Annotated in this window: 23 protein-coding genes; 1 reads left to right on the top strand and 22 read right to left on the bottom strand. The window is 46.3% G+C overall.

Annotated features, from left to right (window positions below):
* Nucleotides 1-21: 21 nt before the first annotated feature.
* The 16 genes from ACSVDE_RS00755 to ACSVDE_RS00680 form a co-directional block, all read right to left on the bottom strand.
* Nucleotides 22-798, bottom strand: a complete 777-nt coding sequence (locus ACSVDE_RS00755; RefSeq protein WP_439299050.1) for an enoyl-CoA hydratase-related protein — start codon at nt 796-798, stop codon at nt 22-24.
* Nucleotides 799-819: 21 nt separating this feature from the next.
* Nucleotides 820-2025: a thiolase family protein gene (locus ACSVDE_RS00750; RefSeq protein WP_439299049.1), complete on the bottom strand. Its 1206-nt coding sequence runs from the start codon at nt 2023-2025 to the stop codon at nt 820-822.
* A gap of 1 nt (nt 2026) precedes the next feature.
* Entirely contained in the window at nt 2027-2890 is an 864-nt protein-coding gene (locus ACSVDE_RS00745) for a 3-hydroxyacyl-CoA dehydrogenase (RefSeq protein WP_439299048.1), read from the bottom strand.
* A gap of 392 nt (nt 2891-3282) precedes the next feature.
* Nucleotides 3283-4800: an aldehyde dehydrogenase family protein gene (locus tag ACSVDE_RS00740; RefSeq protein ID WP_439299047.1), complete on the bottom strand. Its 1518-nt coding sequence runs from the start codon at nt 4798-4800 to the stop codon at nt 3283-3285.
* Between the two features lie 63 nt (nt 4801-4863).
* Nucleotides 4864-5637 carry an enoyl-CoA hydratase-related protein gene (locus tag ACSVDE_RS00735; RefSeq protein ID WP_439299046.1) on the bottom strand — a complete coding sequence of 258 codons (774 nt, stop codon included), beginning with the start codon at nt 5635-5637 and terminating at the stop codon, nt 4864-4866.
* A 14-nt stretch (nt 5638-5651) separates the two neighbouring features.
* On the bottom strand, nt 5652-6428 hold the full coding sequence (locus ACSVDE_RS00730; protein WP_439299045.1) for an enoyl-CoA hydratase/isomerase family protein: 777 nt from the start codon (nt 6426-6428) through the stop codon (nt 5652-5654).
* Nucleotides 6418-6726 (bottom strand): EthD family reductase, encoded by a 309-nt coding sequence (locus tag ACSVDE_RS00725; protein ID WP_226548346.1) that lies wholly within the window; start codon nt 6724-6726, stop codon nt 6418-6420. Before ACSVDE_RS00725 ends, ACSVDE_RS00730 begins: the two co-directional genes overlap by 11 nt.
* A 17-nt stretch (nt 6727-6743) precedes the next feature.
* Nucleotides 6744-7253, bottom strand: a complete 510-nt coding sequence (paaD, locus tag ACSVDE_RS00720; protein ID WP_439299044.1) for a 1,2-phenylacetyl-CoA epoxidase subunit PaaD — start codon at nt 7251-7253, stop codon at nt 6744-6746.
* Between the two features lie 56 nt (nt 7254-7309).
* Nucleotides 7310-8095, bottom strand: coding sequence for a 1,2-phenylacetyl-CoA epoxidase subunit PaaC (gene paaC / locus ACSVDE_RS00715; protein ID WP_439299043.1), 786 nt, complete (start codon nt 8093-8095; stop codon nt 7310-7312).
* Nucleotides 8095-8457, bottom strand: coding sequence for a 1,2-phenylacetyl-CoA epoxidase subunit PaaB (paaB, locus tag ACSVDE_RS00710; RefSeq protein WP_439299042.1), 363 nt, complete (start codon nt 8455-8457; stop codon nt 8095-8097). The genes paaC and paaB overlap by 1 nt, the downstream gene beginning before the upstream one ends.
* Nucleotides 8458-8477: 20 nt before the next feature.
* Nucleotides 8478-9446, bottom strand: a complete 969-nt coding sequence (gene paaA, locus ACSVDE_RS00705) for a 1,2-phenylacetyl-CoA epoxidase subunit PaaA (protein ID WP_439299041.1) — start codon at nt 9444-9446, stop codon at nt 8478-8480.
* A gap of 95 nt (nt 9447-9541) precedes the next feature.
* Nucleotides 9542-10846 carry a phenylacetate--CoA ligase PaaK gene (gene paaK, locus ACSVDE_RS00700; RefSeq protein ID WP_439301907.1) on the bottom strand — a complete coding sequence of 435 codons (1305 nt, stop codon included), beginning with the start codon at nt 10844-10846 and terminating at the stop codon, nt 9542-9544.
* A 130-nt stretch (nt 10847-10976) separates the two neighbouring features.
* On the bottom strand, nt 10977-11126 hold the full coding sequence (locus ACSVDE_RS00695; protein WP_439299040.1) for a hypothetical protein: 150 nt from the start codon (nt 11124-11126) through the stop codon (nt 10977-10979).
* 27 nt (nt 11127-11153) lie between these two features.
* Nucleotides 11154-11519, bottom strand: a complete 366-nt coding sequence (locus tag ACSVDE_RS00690) for a hypothetical protein (RefSeq protein WP_439299039.1) — start codon at nt 11517-11519, stop codon at nt 11154-11156.
* Nucleotides 11520-11669: 150 nt separating this feature from the next.
* Nucleotides 11670-12665, bottom strand: coding sequence for a lipoate--protein ligase (locus tag ACSVDE_RS00685; RefSeq protein ID WP_439299038.1), 996 nt, complete (start codon nt 12663-12665; stop codon nt 11670-11672).
* 14 nt (nt 12666-12679) lie between these two features.
* Nucleotides 12680-13423: an MBL fold metallo-hydrolase gene (locus tag ACSVDE_RS00680; protein ID WP_439299037.1), complete on the bottom strand. Its 744-nt coding sequence runs from the start codon at nt 13421-13423 to the stop codon at nt 12680-12682.
* Between the two features lie 145 nt (nt 13424-13568).
* Here ACSVDE_RS00680 and ACSVDE_RS00675 point away from each other — a divergent pair, with 145 nt between their 5' ends.
* Nucleotides 13569-14210 (top strand): SDR family oxidoreductase, encoded by a 642-nt coding sequence (locus tag ACSVDE_RS00675; RefSeq protein ID WP_439299036.1) that lies wholly within the window; start codon nt 13569-13571, stop codon nt 14208-14210.
* 33 nt (nt 14211-14243) lie between these two features.
* On the opposite strand, the gene ACSVDE_RS00670 is transcribed toward ACSVDE_RS00675, so the two are convergent.
* The 6 genes from ACSVDE_RS00670 to ACSVDE_RS00645 all read right to left on the bottom strand — a co-directional run bounded on the left by ACSVDE_RS00670 (nt 14244) and on the right by ACSVDE_RS00645 (nt 21025).
* Nucleotides 14244-14414, bottom strand: a complete 171-nt coding sequence (locus ACSVDE_RS00670; RefSeq protein WP_439299035.1) for a hypothetical protein — start codon at nt 14412-14414, stop codon at nt 14244-14246.
* Between the two features lie 261 nt (nt 14415-14675).
* Nucleotides 14676-16370 (bottom strand): glycoside hydrolase family 13 protein, encoded by a 1695-nt coding sequence (locus ACSVDE_RS00665; RefSeq protein WP_439299034.1) that lies wholly within the window; start codon nt 16368-16370, stop codon nt 14676-14678.
* Between the two features lie 28 nt (nt 16371-16398).
* Complete coding sequence (locus ACSVDE_RS00660) at nt 16399-17226, bottom strand: carbohydrate ABC transporter permease (RefSeq protein WP_226548365.1); 828 nt, start codon at nt 17224-17226, stop codon at nt 16399-16401.
* Nucleotides 17227-17248: 22 nt separating this feature from the next.
* A complete protein-coding gene (locus tag ACSVDE_RS00655; protein ID WP_439299033.1) occupies nt 17249-18559 on the bottom strand; it encodes an ABC transporter permease subunit in 1311 nt (436 codons plus the stop codon).
* A 69-nt stretch (nt 18560-18628) separates the two neighbouring features.
* Entirely contained in the window at nt 18629-19933 is a 1305-nt protein-coding gene (locus ACSVDE_RS00650; protein WP_439299032.1) for an extracellular solute-binding protein, read from the bottom strand.
* A gap of 105 nt (nt 19934-20038) precedes the next feature.
* Nucleotides 20039-21025, bottom strand: a complete 987-nt coding sequence (locus ACSVDE_RS00645) for a LacI family DNA-binding transcriptional regulator (RefSeq protein ID WP_439299031.1) — start codon at nt 21023-21025, stop codon at nt 20039-20041.
* Nucleotides 21026-21251 lie beyond the last annotated feature (226 nt).

The raw sequence follows: 21251 nt of genomic DNA, 5'->3' as shown, positions 1-21251 counted from the left end.
AGGATGGCCACTTTGTTCCTGTTATTCTCCCTTGAATTCAGGCGGACGCTTTTCACCGAATGCGACTAACGCTTCGACACGGTCCTTCGTCGGAATCGTCACTTCGTAGGCTTTCGCTTCGAGATTCAATCCTGTTTCGAGGTCGACGTTCATTCCTTGCTTGATCGCATATTTCGCTTGCTTCAATGCGATTGGACCGTTGCTTAGCATTCTTTCTGCCCATTGCTCGGCCGTTTCAATCAATCTGTCGAAAGAAACGACTTCATTGACGATACCATATTGGAGTGCTTCTTCGGATGATACTTTTTTCGCTGTTAAAATCAGTTCCATCGCTTTCGCCTGGCCGATCAAGCGTGGCAAGCGTTGCGTACCGCCAGCTCCAGGGATAATCGCCCATCCAAGCTCGGTCAAGCCCATCTTCGTATCTTCGACTGCAATTCGGAAGTCACACGCCAACGCCAGCTCGAATCCTCCACCAAATGCATAGCCGTTCATGACGGCAATCGTCGGCTGAGGCAACTTATCGACTGCCGTAAAGACGTCTCTGATTTTCGTGACGTTACGACGGACTTCGTTTTCCGTCAACGTCTTACGTTCTTTCAGGTCAGCACCTGCACTGAACGCTTTCTCCCCTGCACCTGTGAAGATGACGACTCTCGCTTCAGGGTTATGATGGATCTCCTCGACGACTTCGCCCAACTGTTTCAACGTATCGTAATTGAAGCAGTTCAACACGTCCGGACGATTCAATGTGACGTATGCGATATGGTTCTTCACTTCATATAAAATGGATGACATGCCGATTCCTCCTAATAAAATTTAGTCGTTATATCCTTCTACGATTGCTGCGATTCCCTGGCCGACACCGATGCACATCGTTGCAAGGCCGTATTGGGTCTTCTGTTTCCGCATCTCATGTAAAAGCGTTGTGAGAATACGCGCGCCGCTTGCTCCGAGCGGATGACCGTAAGCGATCGCTCCTCCGTTCATGTTGACGCGAGATGGATCGAGCTCCAGTTGACGGATACACTCAAGCGACTGGGAAGCAAAAGCTTCGTTCAGCTCAATCAATCCGAGGTCGCTCGATGAAAGTCCTGCACGTTTCAACGCTTTACGTGAAGCGTGGATGGGTCCGAGTCCCATGACACGTGGCTCGAGTCCTGCTGTTGCGGACGTCACGTATTTCGCCATCGGCTTCAAACCGAGCGCTTCCGCTTTTTCCTTGCTCATGATCAGGAGGGCTGATGCACCATCGTTGATTCCCGATGCGTTTCCTGCAGTAATCGTCCCGTCTTTGAACAGCGGTTTTAGCGTGGAAAGCTTTTCAAGAGAACTTGTCGGACGAGGGTGCTCATCCGTATCGACGACGATTTCATTCCCTTTGCGATCCTTGTAAACGACGGGAACGATTTCGTCCTTAAGGCGACCTTCATCCATTGCGCGTTTCGCCTTCATCTGGCTTTCATAAGCGAATTGGTCCTGCTCTTCACGGGAAATTCCGTAGTCTTGTGCTACGTTTTCCGCCGTCTCCGGCATGCTGTCTGTCCCGAATTTTTCCTCAAGCGCCGGGTTTACGAAGCGCCAGCCAATCGTCGTATCGAACATTTCCATGTTGCCACGTGGGAATTCCTTGTCCGGTTTCCCCATAACAAACGGTGCACGGGTCATACTCTCCGTACCACCTGCAATGAAAATGTCCCCTTCATCCGCCATGATGGCACGTGCCGCATAAGAGACAGCATCAAGACCGGATCCACAAAGACGGTTGATGGTCGTACCGCCGACCTCGACTGGTAGATCTGCAAGGAGTGCTGACATACGCGCTACGTTCCGGTTTTCTTCACCGGCACCGTTCGCGTTTCCGAAAACGACTTCCTCGATTTGTTCCTTCGGTAGATCAGGATTCCGTTCTAGAAGCGCTTTGATGACAAGGCTTCCGAGGTCATCCGGGCGAATGTTCTTCAGTGCGCCTTTATAGCGTCCAATCGGTGTGCGGACTGCATCTACGATGACAACTTCACGCATGTTAGTTGCCTCCTTTTTCACTATAATCGTAAACACCCATGCCTGACTTGCGGCCAAGGCGTCCTGCTTTGACATATTTCACAAGCAGCGGACATGGGCGATATTTTTCACCAAGTGTTTCATGTAAATACTTCAAATTGTTCAAGCGTGTATCAAGTCCGACGAGGTCACCGAGTTCAAAAGGTCCCATCGGATAATTCAAACCAAGCTTGATCGCTTTGTCGATTTCCTCCGGTGCGCCAACGCCTTCTTGCAGCATATAGAACGCTTCGTTTCCGACGAGTGCACTGATCCGGCTCGTCACAAATCCAGGAAATTCATTCACTGTGACGGTTTCTTTCCCCATCTTAGTCGCGACTTCATTGGCGACTTTCACCGTATCTTCAGCTGTATCCAGTCCTTTGATGATTTCGATCAACGGCATCTTATGTACCGGATTGAAAAAGTGCATTGCGATCACTTTCCCAGGACGGTTCGTGAATGAAGCGATTTCCGTCGGGCTCATTGTGGATGTATTCGTTGCAAAATAGCAATGCTCCGGTGCATGCTTGTCGATCGTTTCGAAGACGTTCTTCTTGATGTTGAGGTTTTCCGGTACCGCTTCGATGACCATGTCCGTGTTGGCGACGGTCTCTTCCAAGCTTGACGAATAGCTCATGCGCTCCATGCTTTCGTTCGCTGCATCTTCAGAAATCTTGTTGCGTTGAACCCCTTTGTCGAAGATGGCATTGATTTCCGTTTTAGCACTAGCGAGCGCTTGTTCAGATATGTCCACGAGCGTCGTGTTGTAACCACCGACCGCTGAAACGTAGGCGATTCCACGACCCATGACACCAGAACCGATGACTGTAATGTGCTTGATCATGCTCTTCCACTCCCTTATTGGAACTTTTGTCCGATAGTATTCAAACGTTGAAGCAATTTTTCTATGCTCTTTTCGCATACATTGTTGCTCTTGTATGTTTTGATCTCCGCTCCAGGTTGCTCGCTTTCCACGGGGCGACGGTGAGCCTCCTGGCGCTTTGCGCCATTAGGAGTCTCCACCTGACCGCTTGTCCCGTAGGACAAGGAAAGCTTCAGCAGCGATACATCGCACGAAGAAAATACGATTTCCATTTTCGAGGAGTATCGCACCTTACGCTTCAATCAACTCAAATAAAGAAGAGTGCCAAAAGCAACAATCTTTTAGAAAACTGCCTTTTTCTAAAATGGAAGGCGAGCTACCTGAAAAGGTGCTCGCCTATTGGTTGATTATGGTTACACTCCGAACGGATTCAGCGGCTTGCCTCCAACATAGGAGATGACACTTTTTGTTTCTGTATATAGGTCGAGTGTTTCAATACAAAGCTCTCTTCCGAATCCAGATTGCTTGTAACCACCGAACGGCGTTCCAGGGAATGCGGAGAACGGTGAGTTGACCATCACAGTACCAGCTTTCAGCTTAGTAGCGACGCGGTTTGCACGTGCGTGGTCCGTTGTCCAGATTGCTGCTGCAAGTCCGAATACTGTATCGTTCGCAAGCTTCAGAACTTCCTTCTCGTCACTGTACTTCATAACAACGACAACTGGTCCGAAGATTTCTTCTTGAGCAATCTTCATGTCGTTCGTAACATCCGTGATGACTGTTGGCAGGTACCAGTGCCCGTTTTCGTAGCCGTCGACCTTCGCGCGACCACCACCGACAAGTACTTTCGCACCTTGTTTTTCTGCTTCTTTTACATAACCGTCGATCACTTCTACCTGGCTTTCGCTGATGATTGAGCCGATGTGTGTACCTTGATCAAGCGGGTTACCAAGAACTAGCTTTTTCGTCTTCTCAACGAACTTCTCCATGAACTCGTCATAAATGTTTTCGTGTACGAAGAGACGGGAACGAGCTTCACAAGATTGACCTGTGTTGTAGAAGATTCCGAATAGAGACCCGTCAACAGCAGCGTCCATGTTCGCATCTTCGAATACGATGTTCGGAGACTTTCCTCCAAGCTCAAGCGTTACGCGCTTCAATGTTTCAGAAGCTTTTGCCATGATGTCTTTCCCTGTTCCTGTTTCACCAGTGAACGCAACTTTATCAACACCAGGGTGCTCGACCAAGTGGTTTCCGACTGTTGAACCAGGTCCTGTTACGATGTTTACAACACCTTCTGGTACGCCTGCTTCGTGGCAGATTTCCGTCAAGATGATTGCTGTTAGTGGCGTCAAGCTTGCTGGCTTCAATACGATCGAGTTACCAGCAGCGATTGCCGGCGCTACTTTCCAAGAAGCCATCATCATCGGATAGTTCCATGGGATGATTTGCGCACATACGCCAAGTGGCTCTTTCGTTTCTGTATTTGTAAAAGGTCCAGGCATGTTGTTTACATGTCCGCGGTGACCAACGATTGCACCTGCGTAGAATTCGAAGTTTTCAACTGCTTGCATCACTTGCCCTTGAGCAGCTGACAATGACTTACCGCTGTTCAAGACTTCTAGTTCAACCAATTCGTTGAAACGGCTGCGCATGATTGAAGCGATTTTGTTCAATACGCGAGCACGCTTTCCGACTGGATACTTCGGCCATTTCCCTTTTTCAAAAGCGTTACGAGCTGCTTCGACCGCTTTGTCGACGTCTTCTGTACCCGCTTTAGCTACTTGAGCAAGTACTTCACCAGTTGCTGGGTTATATGTTGTGAATGTTTCACCAGATACGCTGTCGACTTGCTCTCCGTTGATGACCATTTTGTAAGCGTCACGTTTCATCTCTACTGCAGTTTGTTGTTGTTCTTTCGTTGTACTCATTGATCAGTCACTCCTTCTAAGTAATTTAGTTCTAACGTTGATACATCTTCTGCTTCTTCTAATCTAACGCCCTTTGAATTCAGGCATTCTTTTTTCGATAAAAGCTTTGACTCCTTCGGCGTGGTCTTCCGTCATCCCCGCTGTTCGTTGAGCGTATGCCTCGTTCTCGAGCATTTCGCTCAAGTCCGCGTCCCAACTTTTACGTAGATAGCGCTTGATGAGACCGATCGCTTTCGTCGGTTTGTTCGCAAGATTTTCCGCAAAAGCGGTCACTTCTTCTTCCCAGCTGTCCAATGGAATCACCTTGTTCGCAAGTCCAAGGTCTTTCGCTTCTTCTGCCGACACCTTGTCTCCCATGACCGCAAGCTCTAGTGCTTTTGCATGTCCAACAAGTCTTGGAAGATAGAACAAGTTCCCTGAGTCAGGTACGAGTCCGACATTGATGAACGCCTCTATGAAACTCGCTTTCTCTGACATCAGTCGGAAATCACAAGCAAGTGCGAGACTCATGCCTGCTCCAGCTGCAACCCCATTGACTGCCGCCACGACTGGTTTTTCGAAGCTCGCCAGCTTCTCCACCATCGGGTTATATCTTTTTCGTAAAATTTCCGCGTGATCCGTATCCTCTTTGACCCCCGCCAGGTCTTCGCCTGAACAAAATGCTTTTCCATTACCGGTGATGACCAGGCAACGAACTTCCTTGTCTCTCTCTGCCTCTTTTAATGCTTTCGTGATCTCGAAGTTCATTTGTTCGGTGAAGGCATTAAATTTGTCCGGTCGGTTCAGTCGAAGCCAAGCAACATTGTTTTCCGTACGGTATTCAATCGTTTCAAACATCCTTCAACCGCTCCTTATTTCCCTTTGAATTGTGGTTTCCGTTTTTCGACGAATGCGCGCATGCCTTCCTTCTGATCTTCTGAAGAGAACAGCATATAGAAGTTTTTACGCTCGAACTGCATCGCTTCATAAATGGAATGATCGACAGATTTGTTGACCGCTTCCTTGATCATACGGACAGACAACGGTGCTTGCTTCGCAATTTTCCGAGCGAGTTTCATCGCTTCTTCAAATACGAGCTCAGGTGCGACCGTTCGGTTCACGACGCCATTTGCTTTCGCAAATTCTGCTGTCATATAGTCTCCCGTCCAGAGCCATTCAAGTGCTTTTGCACGGCCCATCAATTTCGTCAGTCGAACCGTTCCTCCAGCACCAGGCATGACACCGAGGTTGATTTCAGGGAATCCGAACTGGGCATTTTCCGCTGCAACGATCAAGTCACAGCTGAGTGCCAATTCGAAAGCTCCTCCAAGACAATAGCCGTTAACAGCACCGATGATCGGCTTCTTCACCCAGGCAAGACGGTCCCACTCAGCGAACTGGTTCAACAGCTCGAGAGAAATCGAGTCGTCTTCTGCCATTTCGTCGATATCAGCACCTGCCGCGAAGACTTTCGGTCCGCCTGTCACGATCATGACCGCGACGTCATCATCACGATCCCACGCTTCCATCGTTTCAAGGATTTCAGTAACCATTTTACGGTTGAGTGCGTTCAAAACCTTCGGACGATCTAGTTGGATGACACCGACACCAGCTTCAGTCCATGTTTTGATGGTTTCTTTACTCACCATCGACTTCCTCACCGATCATCAGTGTTACCAAGTCACCTGCAAATCCCATGAGGTCCTTCCCAGAAGCTTTTGCTTCATCTGTTTTCATTGCTGCTTTCAAAGCATCGTGATCGTCATAGTACATTTCACATAGAAGGTGATAGTCGCTTCCTCCCATTGGTGAACCTACGATTTTCGTCACTTCCATTTTGCGAAGTCCGGGTATCTTAGCTGTGATTGGTGAATGTGTGTTGAAATAGTGCTCGTCGAATTCTTCTTTGTTTTCAGGATTTCTGTAAAGTGCGATCAATTTTACCATTAAATAAACACCCTTTCTTATTCGTCACCGATGTTGGCGACGGGTTTCATAGCTTCAAATGGATTTTTACAGCTTCTGCAATAGAGAATGCATCGGCACGCTGTCGGGCCGAACAGATTCTCCATCGTGGTATAGACCGACCCGCAATACGGGCATGGGATCTCCCACGGTTCTCCAGGTGTATGATTTGCAGGAGGAGGCGATATTCCGAATTGCTTCAGTTGTTCTTTCCCTTGATCAGTGATTCGGTCTGTCGTCCAGATCGGTTTGGATGGAAAAATGACTTCCACTTCTTCGATGCCGTCTACTTCAATGACAGCATTGACAATGTCCCGTTGGATGATGTCGAGTGCTGGACAACCTGTGAATGTCGGTAAAATTGAGACCGTTGCTTTCGATTCATCCACGTCAACCTTCTCCACCATTCCAAGATCACGGATGCTGACAGAATCAATTTCAGGGTCAGTGACATTTTGAAGCACTTGATAAACCGTCTCTACCAATTGTTTCGATTCGATTCCGGTCATCGTAATCCTCCTCTCAAACTCATAATCTTAAAAATTAGGTCAAAACTCGTCGTTTTCTACCAGGCTACCTTTGGATTTGTTTCGTACACTTCCGAAAGTGTTTCTAGTGCTTGCGTCAGGTCTTCTGTATGTTCTCCCTGACGGCCGTTTCCTTTTGTCATACCGAGCTCGCCTGGGAAGTCCGCGCCGATTTGTTCGAATGTCTTTTCCATATGATCGAGCCATTTCGTACGCATCGTTTCTTCGCTTGCGATATAGCCCTTCTCAGCCATTTCGTCTGCCATCGGTCCGAGTGAAAGCACTCCGCCCATTTCATTCCAGCAACGATCGATCGCTGCTGTCATACGGCGCTTCGCTTCATCGGTACTCGTCATCAATTGCTTGAACCAAGTCTCCCAGTGCATCAGGTGGTACTGAAGCTCGATGCTTACTTTTTTCGCGGTATCGCTGAGAGGTTCATAGCTTGATTTTCTCAGAGAGTCCATTCGGTACTTTTTATGGATCGAATAGAAGTAGTTTCGAACAACAGCGAACGCCCAATCGTATTGAGGTTGTTCAAGGTACGTCCCTTCTCCGTTCTTCTCCTCTAAAAGGACTGCGTTCCGGAACTTCTCAGGTGCTCTCAAGTGAGAAAGCTCGTCTGCGTCGCCTTCTCCCAACTCTTCCAATAGGTGATAATACTTCGCTGCGTGTCCCATCATGTCCTGATTGATCGATGAGTACGCAACATCTTCCTCGATGTGTGGTGCAAGACCGAGCCACTCAGACCCTCGATACGCCAAAATGAAATCATCATCAGCAAGTGTGTAGAGAAGCTCAACCAATGCTTTGTCTTGTGCCATTACTTGGATCCTCCCTTGCTGTTGCTATTACTAAGCAGGTTCTTTTCTGTAAATTGCTCCTGCTGGTATTTACGCCACTTTTTCTTCAGATAACCGTAACCTTTTGTTTCACGGTAATCCTTATCGTCCAAACGCTTGAGCATTTCCTTCTCTTCCTGGTTCATCACGCGGATATCTTCACGCTTGACGACCCAGATGTCGGCTACAGGCTCACGGCGGAAGAAGTTTTCACGAGCCATGATGAGTGCCATTTCTTCGTTCGGTGCCAATAGACTGAATTGATGTTGTAGTGGACTTTTATCTGTTTTTTTACTGAATACTTCATAGACGCTGTAGAAGCCGTCTTTTCCTTTTTCACTCAATGGATTCCCTCCTCCTCCGGTTAAATCGCTTGTGCTGCAGAGTTCAATGCTTCGCGTACCCAGCGGTTGTTTTCGTATGATGTTTCACGAAGCTCAAGGCGTTCTTTCGATTGAGGTCCGTTACCAGTAACGATTTCTTTGAATTCGTTCCAGTCAGGATCTTGATAGACCCATAGACCTTGTTCTTCGTCAAAGTGGATCGTTTCATCCGGAATCGTCAGGCCGAGAGACCAGATTCGCGGTACATATTTGTTGAAGAATTCTTGACGAAGTTCTTCGTTCGTTTTTTCACGGATTTTATAGCGCATGTTCTTATCAACGTGAGAAGTCGATGCATTCTCTTTGCTCTTTGGTCCGAAGAACATGAGAAGTGCAGTCCACCAGCGGTTCAATGCATCTTGTAAAAGTTCGCGCTGCTCTGGCGTTCCTTCTGCTAAAGCCATGATGATACTTTCTCCGTGTTGTGCATGGAAGACTTCCTCTGCACAAATTCGCTTCAATGCTCTTGCATACGGGCCGTATGAAGAATTCAGCATCATACTCTGTGAAATGATCGCCGCGCCGTCAACGAGCCATGCGATGATTCCAGCGTCGCCCCATGTAGGCGCTTTCATATGAAACACATTGTGGAACTTCAGTTTTCCCGAGAATAAGTTCTGCATAATGTCTTCACGGTTCATTCCAAGTGGTTCCATCAGGTCTTCAGCTACACGAAGAAGGAGCTGGCCGTGGCCCATCTCATCTTGAACCTTTGCCATGATGGCAAGTTTACGGTGTAACGTCGGTGCTTTCGGAACCCATTCCTTTTCTGGAAGCGCTCCCATTATTTCGCTGATTCCATGCATGGAGATCAGACGAATCAACGATTGACGGTAATCATCCGGCATCCAGTCGTTTGGCTCGATCTTCTCACCAGCGTCGATACGCGCAAGGAAATGCTCGTATTTTTCATCTTCTGTCAACTGATCGAACGATGTTTCGATAGTCATCTATTATCACCTTCCGAGTATTACGTTTATTTAACGTCATTATAGAATATCGTTATAATTAATTCAATGCTTTTTACCCCATATTCTGAAAAGTACTACTTCTGTAGGGCTTCTTCTTTTCGTAAATCCACAACCCGCACGGCTTTTCCTTCTGATCGGGGAACAGAATTCGGCTTCTGGATATCAACATCGATGGAAACGAGGCAATTCGTTTTGATCGTGTGCTGAATTTTGCTCTTCAAGCCTTCCATCATGAGGTGAGACAAGTCTTGAGAGCATTCATCGAACACCTTTTCACTGACTTCAACTTGTAAAACGACCTGGTCCATCGTACCGTCCCTCTTCAATTGAATTTGATAATGTGGAACGATTTCTTCTAGCTGTAAAAGGCAGTTTTCAATTTCAGAAGGGAAAACATTCACACCGCGGATGATGAGCATGTCATCGATTCGGCCTTTCACTCGCGACATCCGGACCGATGTACGTCCGCATTTACACGGCTCACTATTGATGGCAGCGATATCACCTGTACGATAACGGATGATCGGGAATGCTTCTTTCGTCAAGCTTGTGAAAACGAGTTCACCGTATTCTCCATCCGGCAGCGGTTGAAGTGTTTCGGGATCGATAACTTCAGCGTAAAAATGATCGTCTGCGATATGTAGTCCATCTTGTGCTTCATGGCATTCAATGGAGACCCCTGGTCCGATAATTTCGCTCAGTCCGTAGATATCGACTGCCTTGATGTTGAGCTTCTCTTCAAGCGTTTGCCGCATTTCCTCTGACCATGGTTCGGCACCGAAGATCCCGTATTTGAGACTCGTATTTCTCGGGTCTTTCCCCATCTTTTCCATCGTTTCAGCAATGTTGAGAATGTAGGAAGGTGTCCCACAGATGACCTGAGGTTTGAAATCTTCAATCAATAGGATTTGTCGTTGCGTGTTCCCGCCTGATACCGGAACAGTCGCCATTCCAAGCTGTTCAGACCCATAATGCAGACCAAGTCCACCCGTGAAGAGGCCGTACCCGTAGGCGTTATGAAGCACATTGCCCGGTTCGCCACCAGAAGCTGCAATCGCTCGTGCAACGACTTCGCTGAATAATTCAATATCACTTTTCGTATACCCGACGACAGTCGGTTTTCCACTTGTACCTGATGACGCATGGAGACGAACGATGTCCTTTTGATCCACCGCAAAAAGACCGAATGGATAGTGGTCACGCAAGTCCTGTTTCTTCGTAAACGGAAGCTTCTTCAAATCTTCTAAACTATTGATTTGATCAGGAGTAATGTTTGAATCTTCAAACTTCTTTTTGTAAAAAGGGACCTTCTCATACACAGTCTGTGCCGTTTTCTTCAAGCGTTCGAGTTGCAACCGCTCCTTTTCCTCGACACCCATCGTTTCCTTCTCGACATTGTAAATCACTGCTTCCCCTCCTCTGAAATATAACGAAAATAAATCGAACTCCAATAAATATGATATATAAAAAGCTTATAAGGAAAGCGCTTTCTTGTCAACGAAGTGCTCATCAGTACTCCATCATTACCTCTTCAGTACCTGGTACGCTCAAAGAATCCTTGCCAGCAGCGGAATCGTAATCGGTGCCAGGTACCGATAGTGTCAGGCACCTACTACTGGAATGATCAATGTTGTTGGAGCCTGACACATCGAGAAGCATAAAAAAACTCCCTGAAGTGAGGGAGTTTTAGTAGTACGGGTATGGATAGTATGGATAGGGTTGGTAGTAGGGGACGAGTGACAGGGCTGCAAGACCCGCAAGCGGTAAAATCAATCCCCCGAAACGGCGGAACCTCGGCTGTCGATACCCTTGTTCTCTCATTTGTCCATAGGATTCCGGCTCCATCATTTCCGGTACGAGCAGTTCCACCTTATCCTTCTTCACGTCCATGATGATTGCATCGAATTTCTTACCGTCTTTCGTTTCGACAAGGACGTGGTACTTCGTATATTCCTTACATTTTTCATACATGTGTTTGTGTTTCGCTCGATCTTCTTCTCTCGGTTGGTTGCCCTGTCTCGTCGAATTTGTCGGTCGTTTTTGTTCAGACATCATCATCACTCCTTTCTTACATAACCATGATATTCACCTATAGGAGGGATGTGCCTATTTTTTGTTCACACGAGCTTGTCACCTGTGAAAAGTAAAAAACGGATGCATTGAAAAAGACGACCTGTCCAAAGGTCGCCTCTCCTTAATTCCTTAGTGCACCAAATCCAAGAATTGCTCTCTTGTAATTTTTCCAAGGTAATGTCCGATATCCAAATCACTGATTGCTTTCTCGATTTCCTCTCGATCATATTTCACTCCGATTAAACGGGACTCGATCTCTTCTACATCCCCTACACCGAAGAAGTCACCATAAATTTTACAATGCTGGATCGTATTCTTCTCCACATCCAATCGGAGATCAAGCTGCCCAGCTCCCTCAAAACGGTGAGAATGCTTCACGTTGAACTTAGGTGATTTACCATAATTCCAATCCCAGTTTTGATAGCGTTCCTCGGAAATCTTGTGGATGTTCTTCCAATCTTCCTCGGTCAACGTGTAATACGGGATTTCCTCTTGCTCCTCGAAAAGGTACTTCAGAAGGGTTTCTCTGAACTCCTCAGCTGTCATGTCCTCATCCAGGTGCTCACGGATATTCGTGACTCGACTTCGGATCGATTTGATTCCCTTTGACTTGATCTTGTCCATGTTCACATTCAATGCAGAAACGACGTTCTCAATTTCAGAGTCAAACATGAGCGTCCCATGACTGAACATGCGCCCTTTCGTTGAGAACTGTGCATTCCCAGAGATCTTTTTCCCATCTACTAAAATGTCGTTCCGACCACTGAGTTCAGCCGGTACACCCAGGCGATGCAGTGCTTTGACGACTGGATCGGTGAACTTTTTGAAATCGTGGAAGCTGTTGCCATCATCCTTCGTTATGAAACTGAAGTTCAAGTTCCCAAGGTCATGATACACAGCTCCACCACCTGATAGACGACGGACGACATGAATGCCATGTTCCCTCACATAATCGGAATTGATTTCTTCTACCGTATTCTGGTTCTTTCCAATGATAATGGACGGTTCGTTGATGTAGAACAGCAAGTAAGTATCATTGATATCAAGGTGTTTCAAGGCATATTCTTCAATCGCCAAATTGATTCTTGGATCTGTGATGTTGTTGTTATCGATAAATAAGAGCATATTTATGTCCTCCTCTATATTTTTTCTCCGTCCCAGACGTAACCACTTTTCGCAAGGGTCACGGGACCGTCAAACTTTTCTTCCGCTTCTTTCACGAGCTGGTCGAGATCACCAAAGTGAGGCAGATGGGTCAGGACGAGTTGACGAACATTCGACTCCTTCGCAAGAATTCCCGCTTCTTCACTCGTCGTATGGCCGATGCTGGCACCGTCCATTCCTTTATACAGGTTAGATTCCATCAACAAGAGATCCGCTCCACGGAAAAAGTCGAAAAACTCCTCCTGGTAACTCGTATCCGCCGAATAGACGACCGTATGATTCTGACCTTCAATCCGCATCGCATAACATGGGACTGGATGCCTCGTTTGTAAAAACGAAATTTTAAACGGACCAATTGTAATCGGAACCGCCGGATTATACTCTTCACCAACCGTAAAACCTTTATAGGAAAGCCGCTGGAATTCCCCTTCGTTGAAACGATGGCCGTAAATCGGAAGCTCAGGTAACTTAGAGCCAGTGTGTGATTTGACGAGCCGTGCGAATTGCAAAGGACCGATATCGGCAATATGGTCATGATGATAGTGGGACAAAATGACGGCGTCCAAATCCTCAACATCTATGTACGCTTGCAGCTGGGAAAGCACACCACTTCCGCAATCGACGAGCAGGTTGAATCCATCTTCCTGTAGCAAGTAACCAGATGTCGCTTCCAGCTTCCTAGGAAAGCCGCCCCAGCAACCGACTATTGTGACTTTCATTTAGTTCACCTCTCACTTTTCTTCTATTGTATAAAAACACCGACTAATGTTCTAGTATGGCGCTGCTTCTCATTCGAAATCGTTTATATTCTTTGCTAATGTGGAACATAATAACTATGTTTTCAGAAGGGAGCTGGAATAGACAATGAAAGTACTCGTTGCAGGAGCAAACGGAGGTACAGGTCGAAGTATCATTCAACATTTAGCTGAAAATGGACATGAGCCAGTGGCCATGATCCGTGACATTACACAATCTGCTGAACTAGAGCAGTTAGGAGCGAAAGAGACAGCGCTCGCGAACCTGGAAGATGAGGTGGACCATGCCGTAGAAGGCTGCGATGCGATCATCTTCGCTGCGGGATCCGGATCCAAGACCGGACCTGAAAAAACGATTACGGTCGACCAAGAAGGTGCCATCAAACTGATTGAAAGCGCTGAAAAATTGGGTGTGAAACGCTTCGTTATGCTCAGTACAGTCGGAGCCGACAACCCTGAATATGGTTCTGACGAAATGAAGCACTATTTTGAGGCAAAAGGAAAAGCAGATGATGCACTCCGAAACAGTTCTCTCGAATACACGATCGTAAGACCAGGAAGGCTTTCTTATGGTGCTGGCAACGGTCAGATCCGTGCAGCAGAGAAACTGGACAATTATGAAGGAGAGATTTCGCGTGAAGACGTTGCTAATGTGATGGTTAAAACGCTGGATCTTAAGAACACATATGGAAAAACGTTCGAAATCCTTTCAGGCGATAAAAGCATTACGGATGCTTTGAAAGCTATATAAAATAATGAAAGCGGCCATTTGCGGCCGCTTTTTTCATTCATTTTCTCTATATTTACGTTCACTGGAGGAGTCGTCTTTCGATTTCTCCTTCTTCTTTTCCTCTTTTATTTCTTGCCTATGGTCCTCTGTTGGTATCGGATCGACGGTCTCGTCTTCATGAAGTGTATGGTCAGGTTCTTTCTGCTTCTTTTTATCAGTTGGCATGGTTAATACCTCCTTTTAACCCCTCATTACCGTTCTGCGGAGTTTTAAAACTTGGGAAACTAAAGGATCAGCCCAAATTTTTGGGGTTGCTTCAGGAAGTTTGATACTGACTTGTGGAAGATTCGCTTTTACTTGGGGAACTTTTGCTCTCACTTGTGGAACTTTCATCTTCACTTGTGGAACTTTCCCTCTCGCTTGGGGAACTCAATACTTTTTTACTACGAAAAAAGAGCCCCACTAATCAGTGGGACTCTTCCTCATTTATGCCAACTTATAAACGCGTGCTTCATACGGTTTCAACGTCAACCCTTCGAGTGAATGATCGCGTACATCATAGTTGGAGATCAACAGCTCAGGACGACTGCCGTCAAGACCAGCTGGAAGCTTGAAGACAGGCTTCTCTCCACTGAAGTTCGTAATGACGAGCAGCTTCTCATCACCTAACGTTCTTGTATACGCGTAAATTTGCTCATCGTCTTCGAGAATCAAGTCGTAATCGCCATGAACGACGATTTCGTGCTGTTTTCTCAACTGGATAAGACGCTTGTAGTACGAGTAAACGGAGTTTGGATCGTTCACTTGCTGTTCCGCATTGATGTCTTTGTAATTCGGATTCACCTTGATCCACGGTTCAGCATCACTGAAGCCAGCGTTCGTGCCACTGTTCCAATGCATCGGCGTACGCGCATTGTCTCGACCTTTCGCACGGATTGCATCCATGATCATTTCCGGATCCTCGCTTCCGTTCTCGACGACATCACGGTAGAAGTTATGGATCTCAACATCCTTATAATCTTCTAAACGCTCGAATGCGACGTTCGTCATGCCAAGCTCTTGCCCTTGATAAACATAAGGCGTTCCTTGCATCATATGAAGCCAGGTCGCAAGCATCTTCGCAGACACCTCATGGTATTTTCCGTCATCGGCAAAACGGGAAACCGACCGTGGTTGATCGTGATTTTCCAAGTAAAGGCTGTTCCAACCTTTCCCTTCCTGCATAGAGACCTGCCACTTCGTCATGATCTTCTTCAGATCCGTCAGTTTCCAGTCCGGATTGATTTTCCACTTTCCGAGGTGGCTTCCAGGCGTACTGTCGACGTCCATGTGTTCGAATTGGAACAGCATGCTGCAGATCCCATCTTCTTCATTTGTAAAACGAACGCCGTCCTCTGGCGTGACCATCGGTGTTTCGCCGACCGTCATCACATCGTAGTGATCCAGCACTTTCTCGTTCATCTCTTTCATGAACTCCATGAAGCGTGGACCGTTCACAAAGTGCTCTCCACCCCACTGGTACTTGCTGTCTGTTGTCACTTCTGCATCCGGGAGACCTGGCGTTTTCGAAATGACGTTGATGACGTCCATGCGGAAGCCGTCAATTCCTTTATCGAGCCAGAATTTCATCAGATCATACACTTCTTCACGGAGCTTCGGGTTCTCCCAGTTGAGATCCGGCTGCTTTTTCGTGAAAAGGTGCAAGTAATATTCTTCCGTTGCCTCATCATACTGCCATGCGGAACCACTGAAGAACGACACCCAGTTGTTCGGTTCAGCCCCATCTTTTCCAGGATCCCAAATATAGTAATCACGATATGGATTATCCTTCGATTTTCTCGATTCTGCGAACCAGGCGTGCTCATCAGACGAGTGGTTGACCACCAAGTCCATCACGAGCTTCAAGCCGCGATTGTGCATCTCTTCCAACAAGCGATCCCAATCTTCCATTGTCCCGAATTCGTCCATGATCGCCCGGTAATTGGAAATGTCATAGCCATTATCGTCATTTGGAGATTCATAGACTGGAGATAACCAGACGACGTCGACACCCAGGTCCTTCAGGTAATCCAATTTTTCAATGATGCCATTCAAGTCTCCGATTCCGTCATTGTTGCTGTCGTTGAAGCTACGAGGATAGATTTGATAAACGACACTTTCTTTCCACCATTGTTTCGCCATAATTGCCTCCTAAGTTGTAAACTGATCCCTATTCTTTCACTGCTCCTGATGTTAGTCCGGATACGATTCGTCGTTGGAACAAGAGTACCATGATGACAAGTGGTACCGTCACGACGACGGTTGCAGCTGAAATTTCGCCCCAAGGAATCGTGAACTGTCCCTGGAACATCGCGATTCCGACTGGTACCGTCTTATACGCTTCCTCCGTATTCAACACGAGCGCGAACAGGAACTCGTTCCATGCTGCAATGAATACAAGAATTGCTGTTGTAAAAATACCAGGCACCGCAAGTGGAAGGATGACCCTCCAATACGTCTGCATGATGCTTGCCCCATCGATTTTCGCGGCTTCCTCCAAATCGAATGGGATCTTCCGGAAGAACGTCACCAAAATCCAGATCGATAGCGGCAAGGTGATTGTTGTATAAGGAATGATCAGCCCAATATAACTATTGGTCAGACCGAGATTTTTCAAAATGATATAGATCGGTGAAATCGTCGCCACTTGCGGGAACATCGACACGGACAGAACAAGTCCGAGGATGATCGTTTTCCCTTTGAATTGCATACGCGCAATGGCGTAAGCTGCGAACGATGCGATGAACACCGTGTAGATCGTCGTCACACCCGAGACGATCAAACTGTTTTTCAAATAAACCAAGAACGGATGGTTCACGAATACCGATTCATAGTTTTTGAACGTCGGATCTGAAGTATAGGGAATGAATGCTTTCTCACCGAATAATTCAGATACCGGCTTGAACGAACTGATCAAAATCCATAAGAATGGAAACATGACAAGGAAAATAAACACGAATAAACCTATATAGAATAATGGTCCAGCTTTCTTCTGCATTCAACTCACCCTTTCCCTTCCATTATTTCTTATCATCCAACAGGTCTCTGCCGAGTAATGAAATGTAGATGATCGAGATGATCGCCACACAAATGAACACGACTACAGATAATGCGGAACCTTCACCGAAGTTCGATTGCGCAATCATGACCTTGTAGGCGAGGAGGGATATGGTTTCCGTTGAATTCGCTGGTCCTCCACCCGTCAATACGAAAATCAGGTCGAATACACGGAATGCATCCAACGTACGGAATAGCAATGCGACGAGAATGCTCGTTTTCAACAATGGCAGTGTGATGGTGAAAAATTGCTTCAACTTGCCAGCTCCATCGATGGCTGCAGCTTCATACAAGCTGCGCGGGATCGTCTGAAGACCTGCCAAAAGCAACAACGCCATGTACGGAGTCGTTTTCCATACGTCTGCAAAAATGACCGAGAACATCGCACCGGTATCGTTTGTGAGCAAGGTCGCCATCCGATTGATAAGCCCAACCTCTTCAAATACTTTTGCAACGATTCCGTTCTGACCATCATATAGGAACTTCCACATCAACGCGGCTACAACGGTCGGAATTGCCCAAGGTATTAGGATCGAGGCACGGACCAATCCTCTTCCGAAGAAAGCTTTGTTGATCAACAATGCAATCAAGAGACCGAGGACTAATTCAAAAGCGACCGAAACGACTGTAAAAACAACGGTGTTCCAGATCGACATCCACATCCGTTTGTCGGTCAGGTTTTTCGCGTAATGGTCAAAGCCGATGAAGTTCGGCTTGATGACGGTCTCTGCAAGTGCGGAACTCAGTCCTTTTACACCGTTTGCGTCTTCCAAGTTTTCAAGTGCCTTCAGTTCCTTTTCAACAGAACTTAATTTCCCCTGGATTTTTTGAGCTCGTTCTTGATCAACTTCAATCATCCGTTCTTTCGCACCGATTTTTTCGAAGTTCATGAGCTTCTCATCAATGACTTCATATCGTTCAGCAATTTTCTCATCTTCTAAAAGGGTACTGTTCAGTTGATTAAGATCTTCTTTTACCGAAGTCAATGTTTCTTCATTCGGTCCTTCAGCATTTCTCAATTCTTTATCGATTGCACCTTGCAAGAAAGGATAGTTATCCAAATACCGCTTCAAATCCAGCTGATAATCAGTATGTACCTCTGATTTCGTCGGATTGTTGAGCCTGAGGTCGAACATTGAAAAATAAAACGATTGAATGACCGGCCAAATGGCAATGACAAGTATCAAAAGTAAAGAAGGTGCAATGAGTAAATAGGCGATGGATTTTTCCGAAAGTTTTCTTTTTTTCTTAGGCTTTGATGTGTTTTCGCTCAACCGTTCTTCACACCTTTCAAAGATAGAGGCTGACCTGAAAAGCATTCAGTCAGCCTCATATGATTTTCGTTATTGCATTGCTTCTTCGATTTTGGTCTGCATGTTCTTGGCTGCTTCTTCAGCTGTCACCTTACCTGTGATCGCTTTAGAGATTTCAATCTGGATGATCTCAGAGATTTCAGGATAGTTCGGTACGACTGGTCTAGATACAGCACTGTCGAGCGCATTGACGAAACCTTCTTCTTTAAAGAACGGGTTCGCTTCTAAGATTTCCTCATCTTCAAAAAGGGATGGAAGGGTTGGTGCAAGTCCACCATGAATCGCAGAAATCTTCTGCCCTTCAGGTCCAGTCATGAACTTCAAGAACTCCCAAGCTTCCTTCGGATGCTCAGAGTATGCATTGATTGCACTCATCCAACCGCCTAAGGCTGCAGCAGAACCTGCATTACCTTCTGGTAGTGGTGCTACGCCTACATTACCAACGATTTCAGATTGCTCTTTGTCATTTGCCAACGCATATTGATATGGCCAGTTACGGATGAACGGGGATTCTCCTTCAATGAAAGAAGTATGAGATTCAGGCTCAGTGAATGTTGTGATGTTTTCTGGAACAAAGTCAGCATTCGCTACCTCAACCATTTTCTTGATACCTTGGATTGCATCTTCACTATTGACTACGACTTCTCCATTTTCGTCAACGATCTGTCCACCGTAGGAAGCGATATACTCAACAGCGTTCGTTACAAGACCTTCATATTGCTTCGCTTGCATCAAGTAGCCGAACTTCGTGTCTTTCTCACCTTGAAGTTCTCCTGCTTTCGTCAGCAACTCGTCCCACGTTTTCGGTACACTTCCTTCTTCCACGATATCAGTACGGTAAAACAACATTCCAGCATCGATGAATTTCGGCATAGCCCATTGCTTACCGTTGAAGTTAGCTGCGCTTAAAGCACCTTCGTTGTATTCACTCAATTCGATGCCATCTTTTTGGATGAAACGATCGAGCGCCATGACGTAACCCGCTTGTGCGAATTCTGCCGGCCAAACAACATCAAGGTCCATCACGTCAATTTCACTTGATTTTCCGTTTAGAGAAGTTACATATGCATCATGCTGTGCACCGGAATCAGAAGGCATTTCACGGTATTCAACGTTGATGTTCGGGTGTTTTTCCTCAAAAGCTTCAATAATCTTGTCTGTCGCTTTTGTCGCATCCATTCCTCTTGCATAGACGATTGTCACTTGTTCTTCAGAGTCGTTGTTTTCATCTTCGTTTCCACCTTCGCCACTTTCACTATCAGAACTACAAGCTGCTAGCACAAGGACGAAAACGAGCATTAATGAAAATAGGCTTGTCCATTTTACTTTACGCATCAATAAATCCTCCCTGAATTCTTGTTTTTGGAATCGATTCCATAATCGTGTAAAAAGAAACTTGGTTATACCAAGGTTCTACTAAACTGTTCAACTGGTTTTCTATCAAGTCGTTTCTCGGATGATCAGTTCGAAAGGTAATTCCACACGTCGTGCATCACCCATCTTCTTGGATTTGATTTGTTGGATCATGAGTTCCATCGCGGTCTTTCCGAGCCTGTCGATCGGTTGCTTCACCGTCGTCAGTCCCATCAGCTCCGCAATCGGTTGATCATCAAATCCGATGACGGCCAAATCTTCTGGGACCCGGTAACCGTTCTTCCTCGCCTCATGAATGAGTCCTGCTGCGACTTCATCACTTCCGGTGAAGATGGCGGTTGGTCGGTCCTTCTGGTGATGGATGCGATAAAAGAGCCTTTTACCGCCTTCAACTGTAAACTGGTCTGAAAACATCCACTCCGGTCTGATCTTCAAATCAGCCTGTTGCATCGCCTTTATGTATCCTTCTTGGCGGTCTTTGGAAACCCTGCTGATGCCAGGCTCCGAACTGCAATAGACGATTGCTTCATGTCCTCGATCGATCAAGTGCTTCGTCCCGATGTACCCGCCCATGACTTGGTCAAGATGAGCAATAGGAACTCTAGCGGAGTAATCGTAATCATTGCAAAGGACGATGGGACCATATAATAAGTAAGGCTCGATCTCAGACCATGGGTTTTCCATTGAAGTAAGAATCAAACCATCAATCTGTTTACCTTTTAAAATTTGCAGGTAATTCAATTCTTGTTGCTTGTTGTATCTGGTTTGACAAAGTAATAATTGAAAGCCTTCTTCCACTGCAACCTCTTCCATCGTTTCAACCAATTGGCTGAAAAATGGATTGGTCAGTCGCGGTACATAAACTGCAATCGTTTCCGTACTCTGTTTCCTCAATTTCTGAGCGTTCGAGTTCGGAACATACTTCAACTCAAGCATCGCCTGTTCGACGAGTTTTTTCTTATCCTCGCTCACATAGGGATGTTGGTTGATGACTCTCGATACAGTCGTACGTGAAAGCCCAGCGCGCTTCGCTACATCTGATATCGTTGCCATTTGGATATCCTACGTATAGGATGCGCCTCCCTTCAAATGGAATCGATTTCATAGAAACTATGAAATCGTTTTCATAGTCCGATTATAGTGAATCTAGTAAGCGATGACAACCCAAATCTACAAATTTCTTATAAAGTTTTCTGATAATTCGAAAGGAGTCGTACCAGGTACCAATCCGTAACCGTTGATACATAAGAGGTTATGATCGGTACCTGGCACCGTTCTC

The sequence above is a fragment of the Pseudalkalibacillus sp. Hm43 genome (genome assembly GCF_051842935.1).
Taxonomy (GTDB): domain Bacteria; phylum Bacillota; class Bacilli; order Bacillales; family Fictibacillaceae; genus Pseudalkalibacillus.
This window is presented reverse-complemented; position numbering and strand designations above follow the sequence as displayed.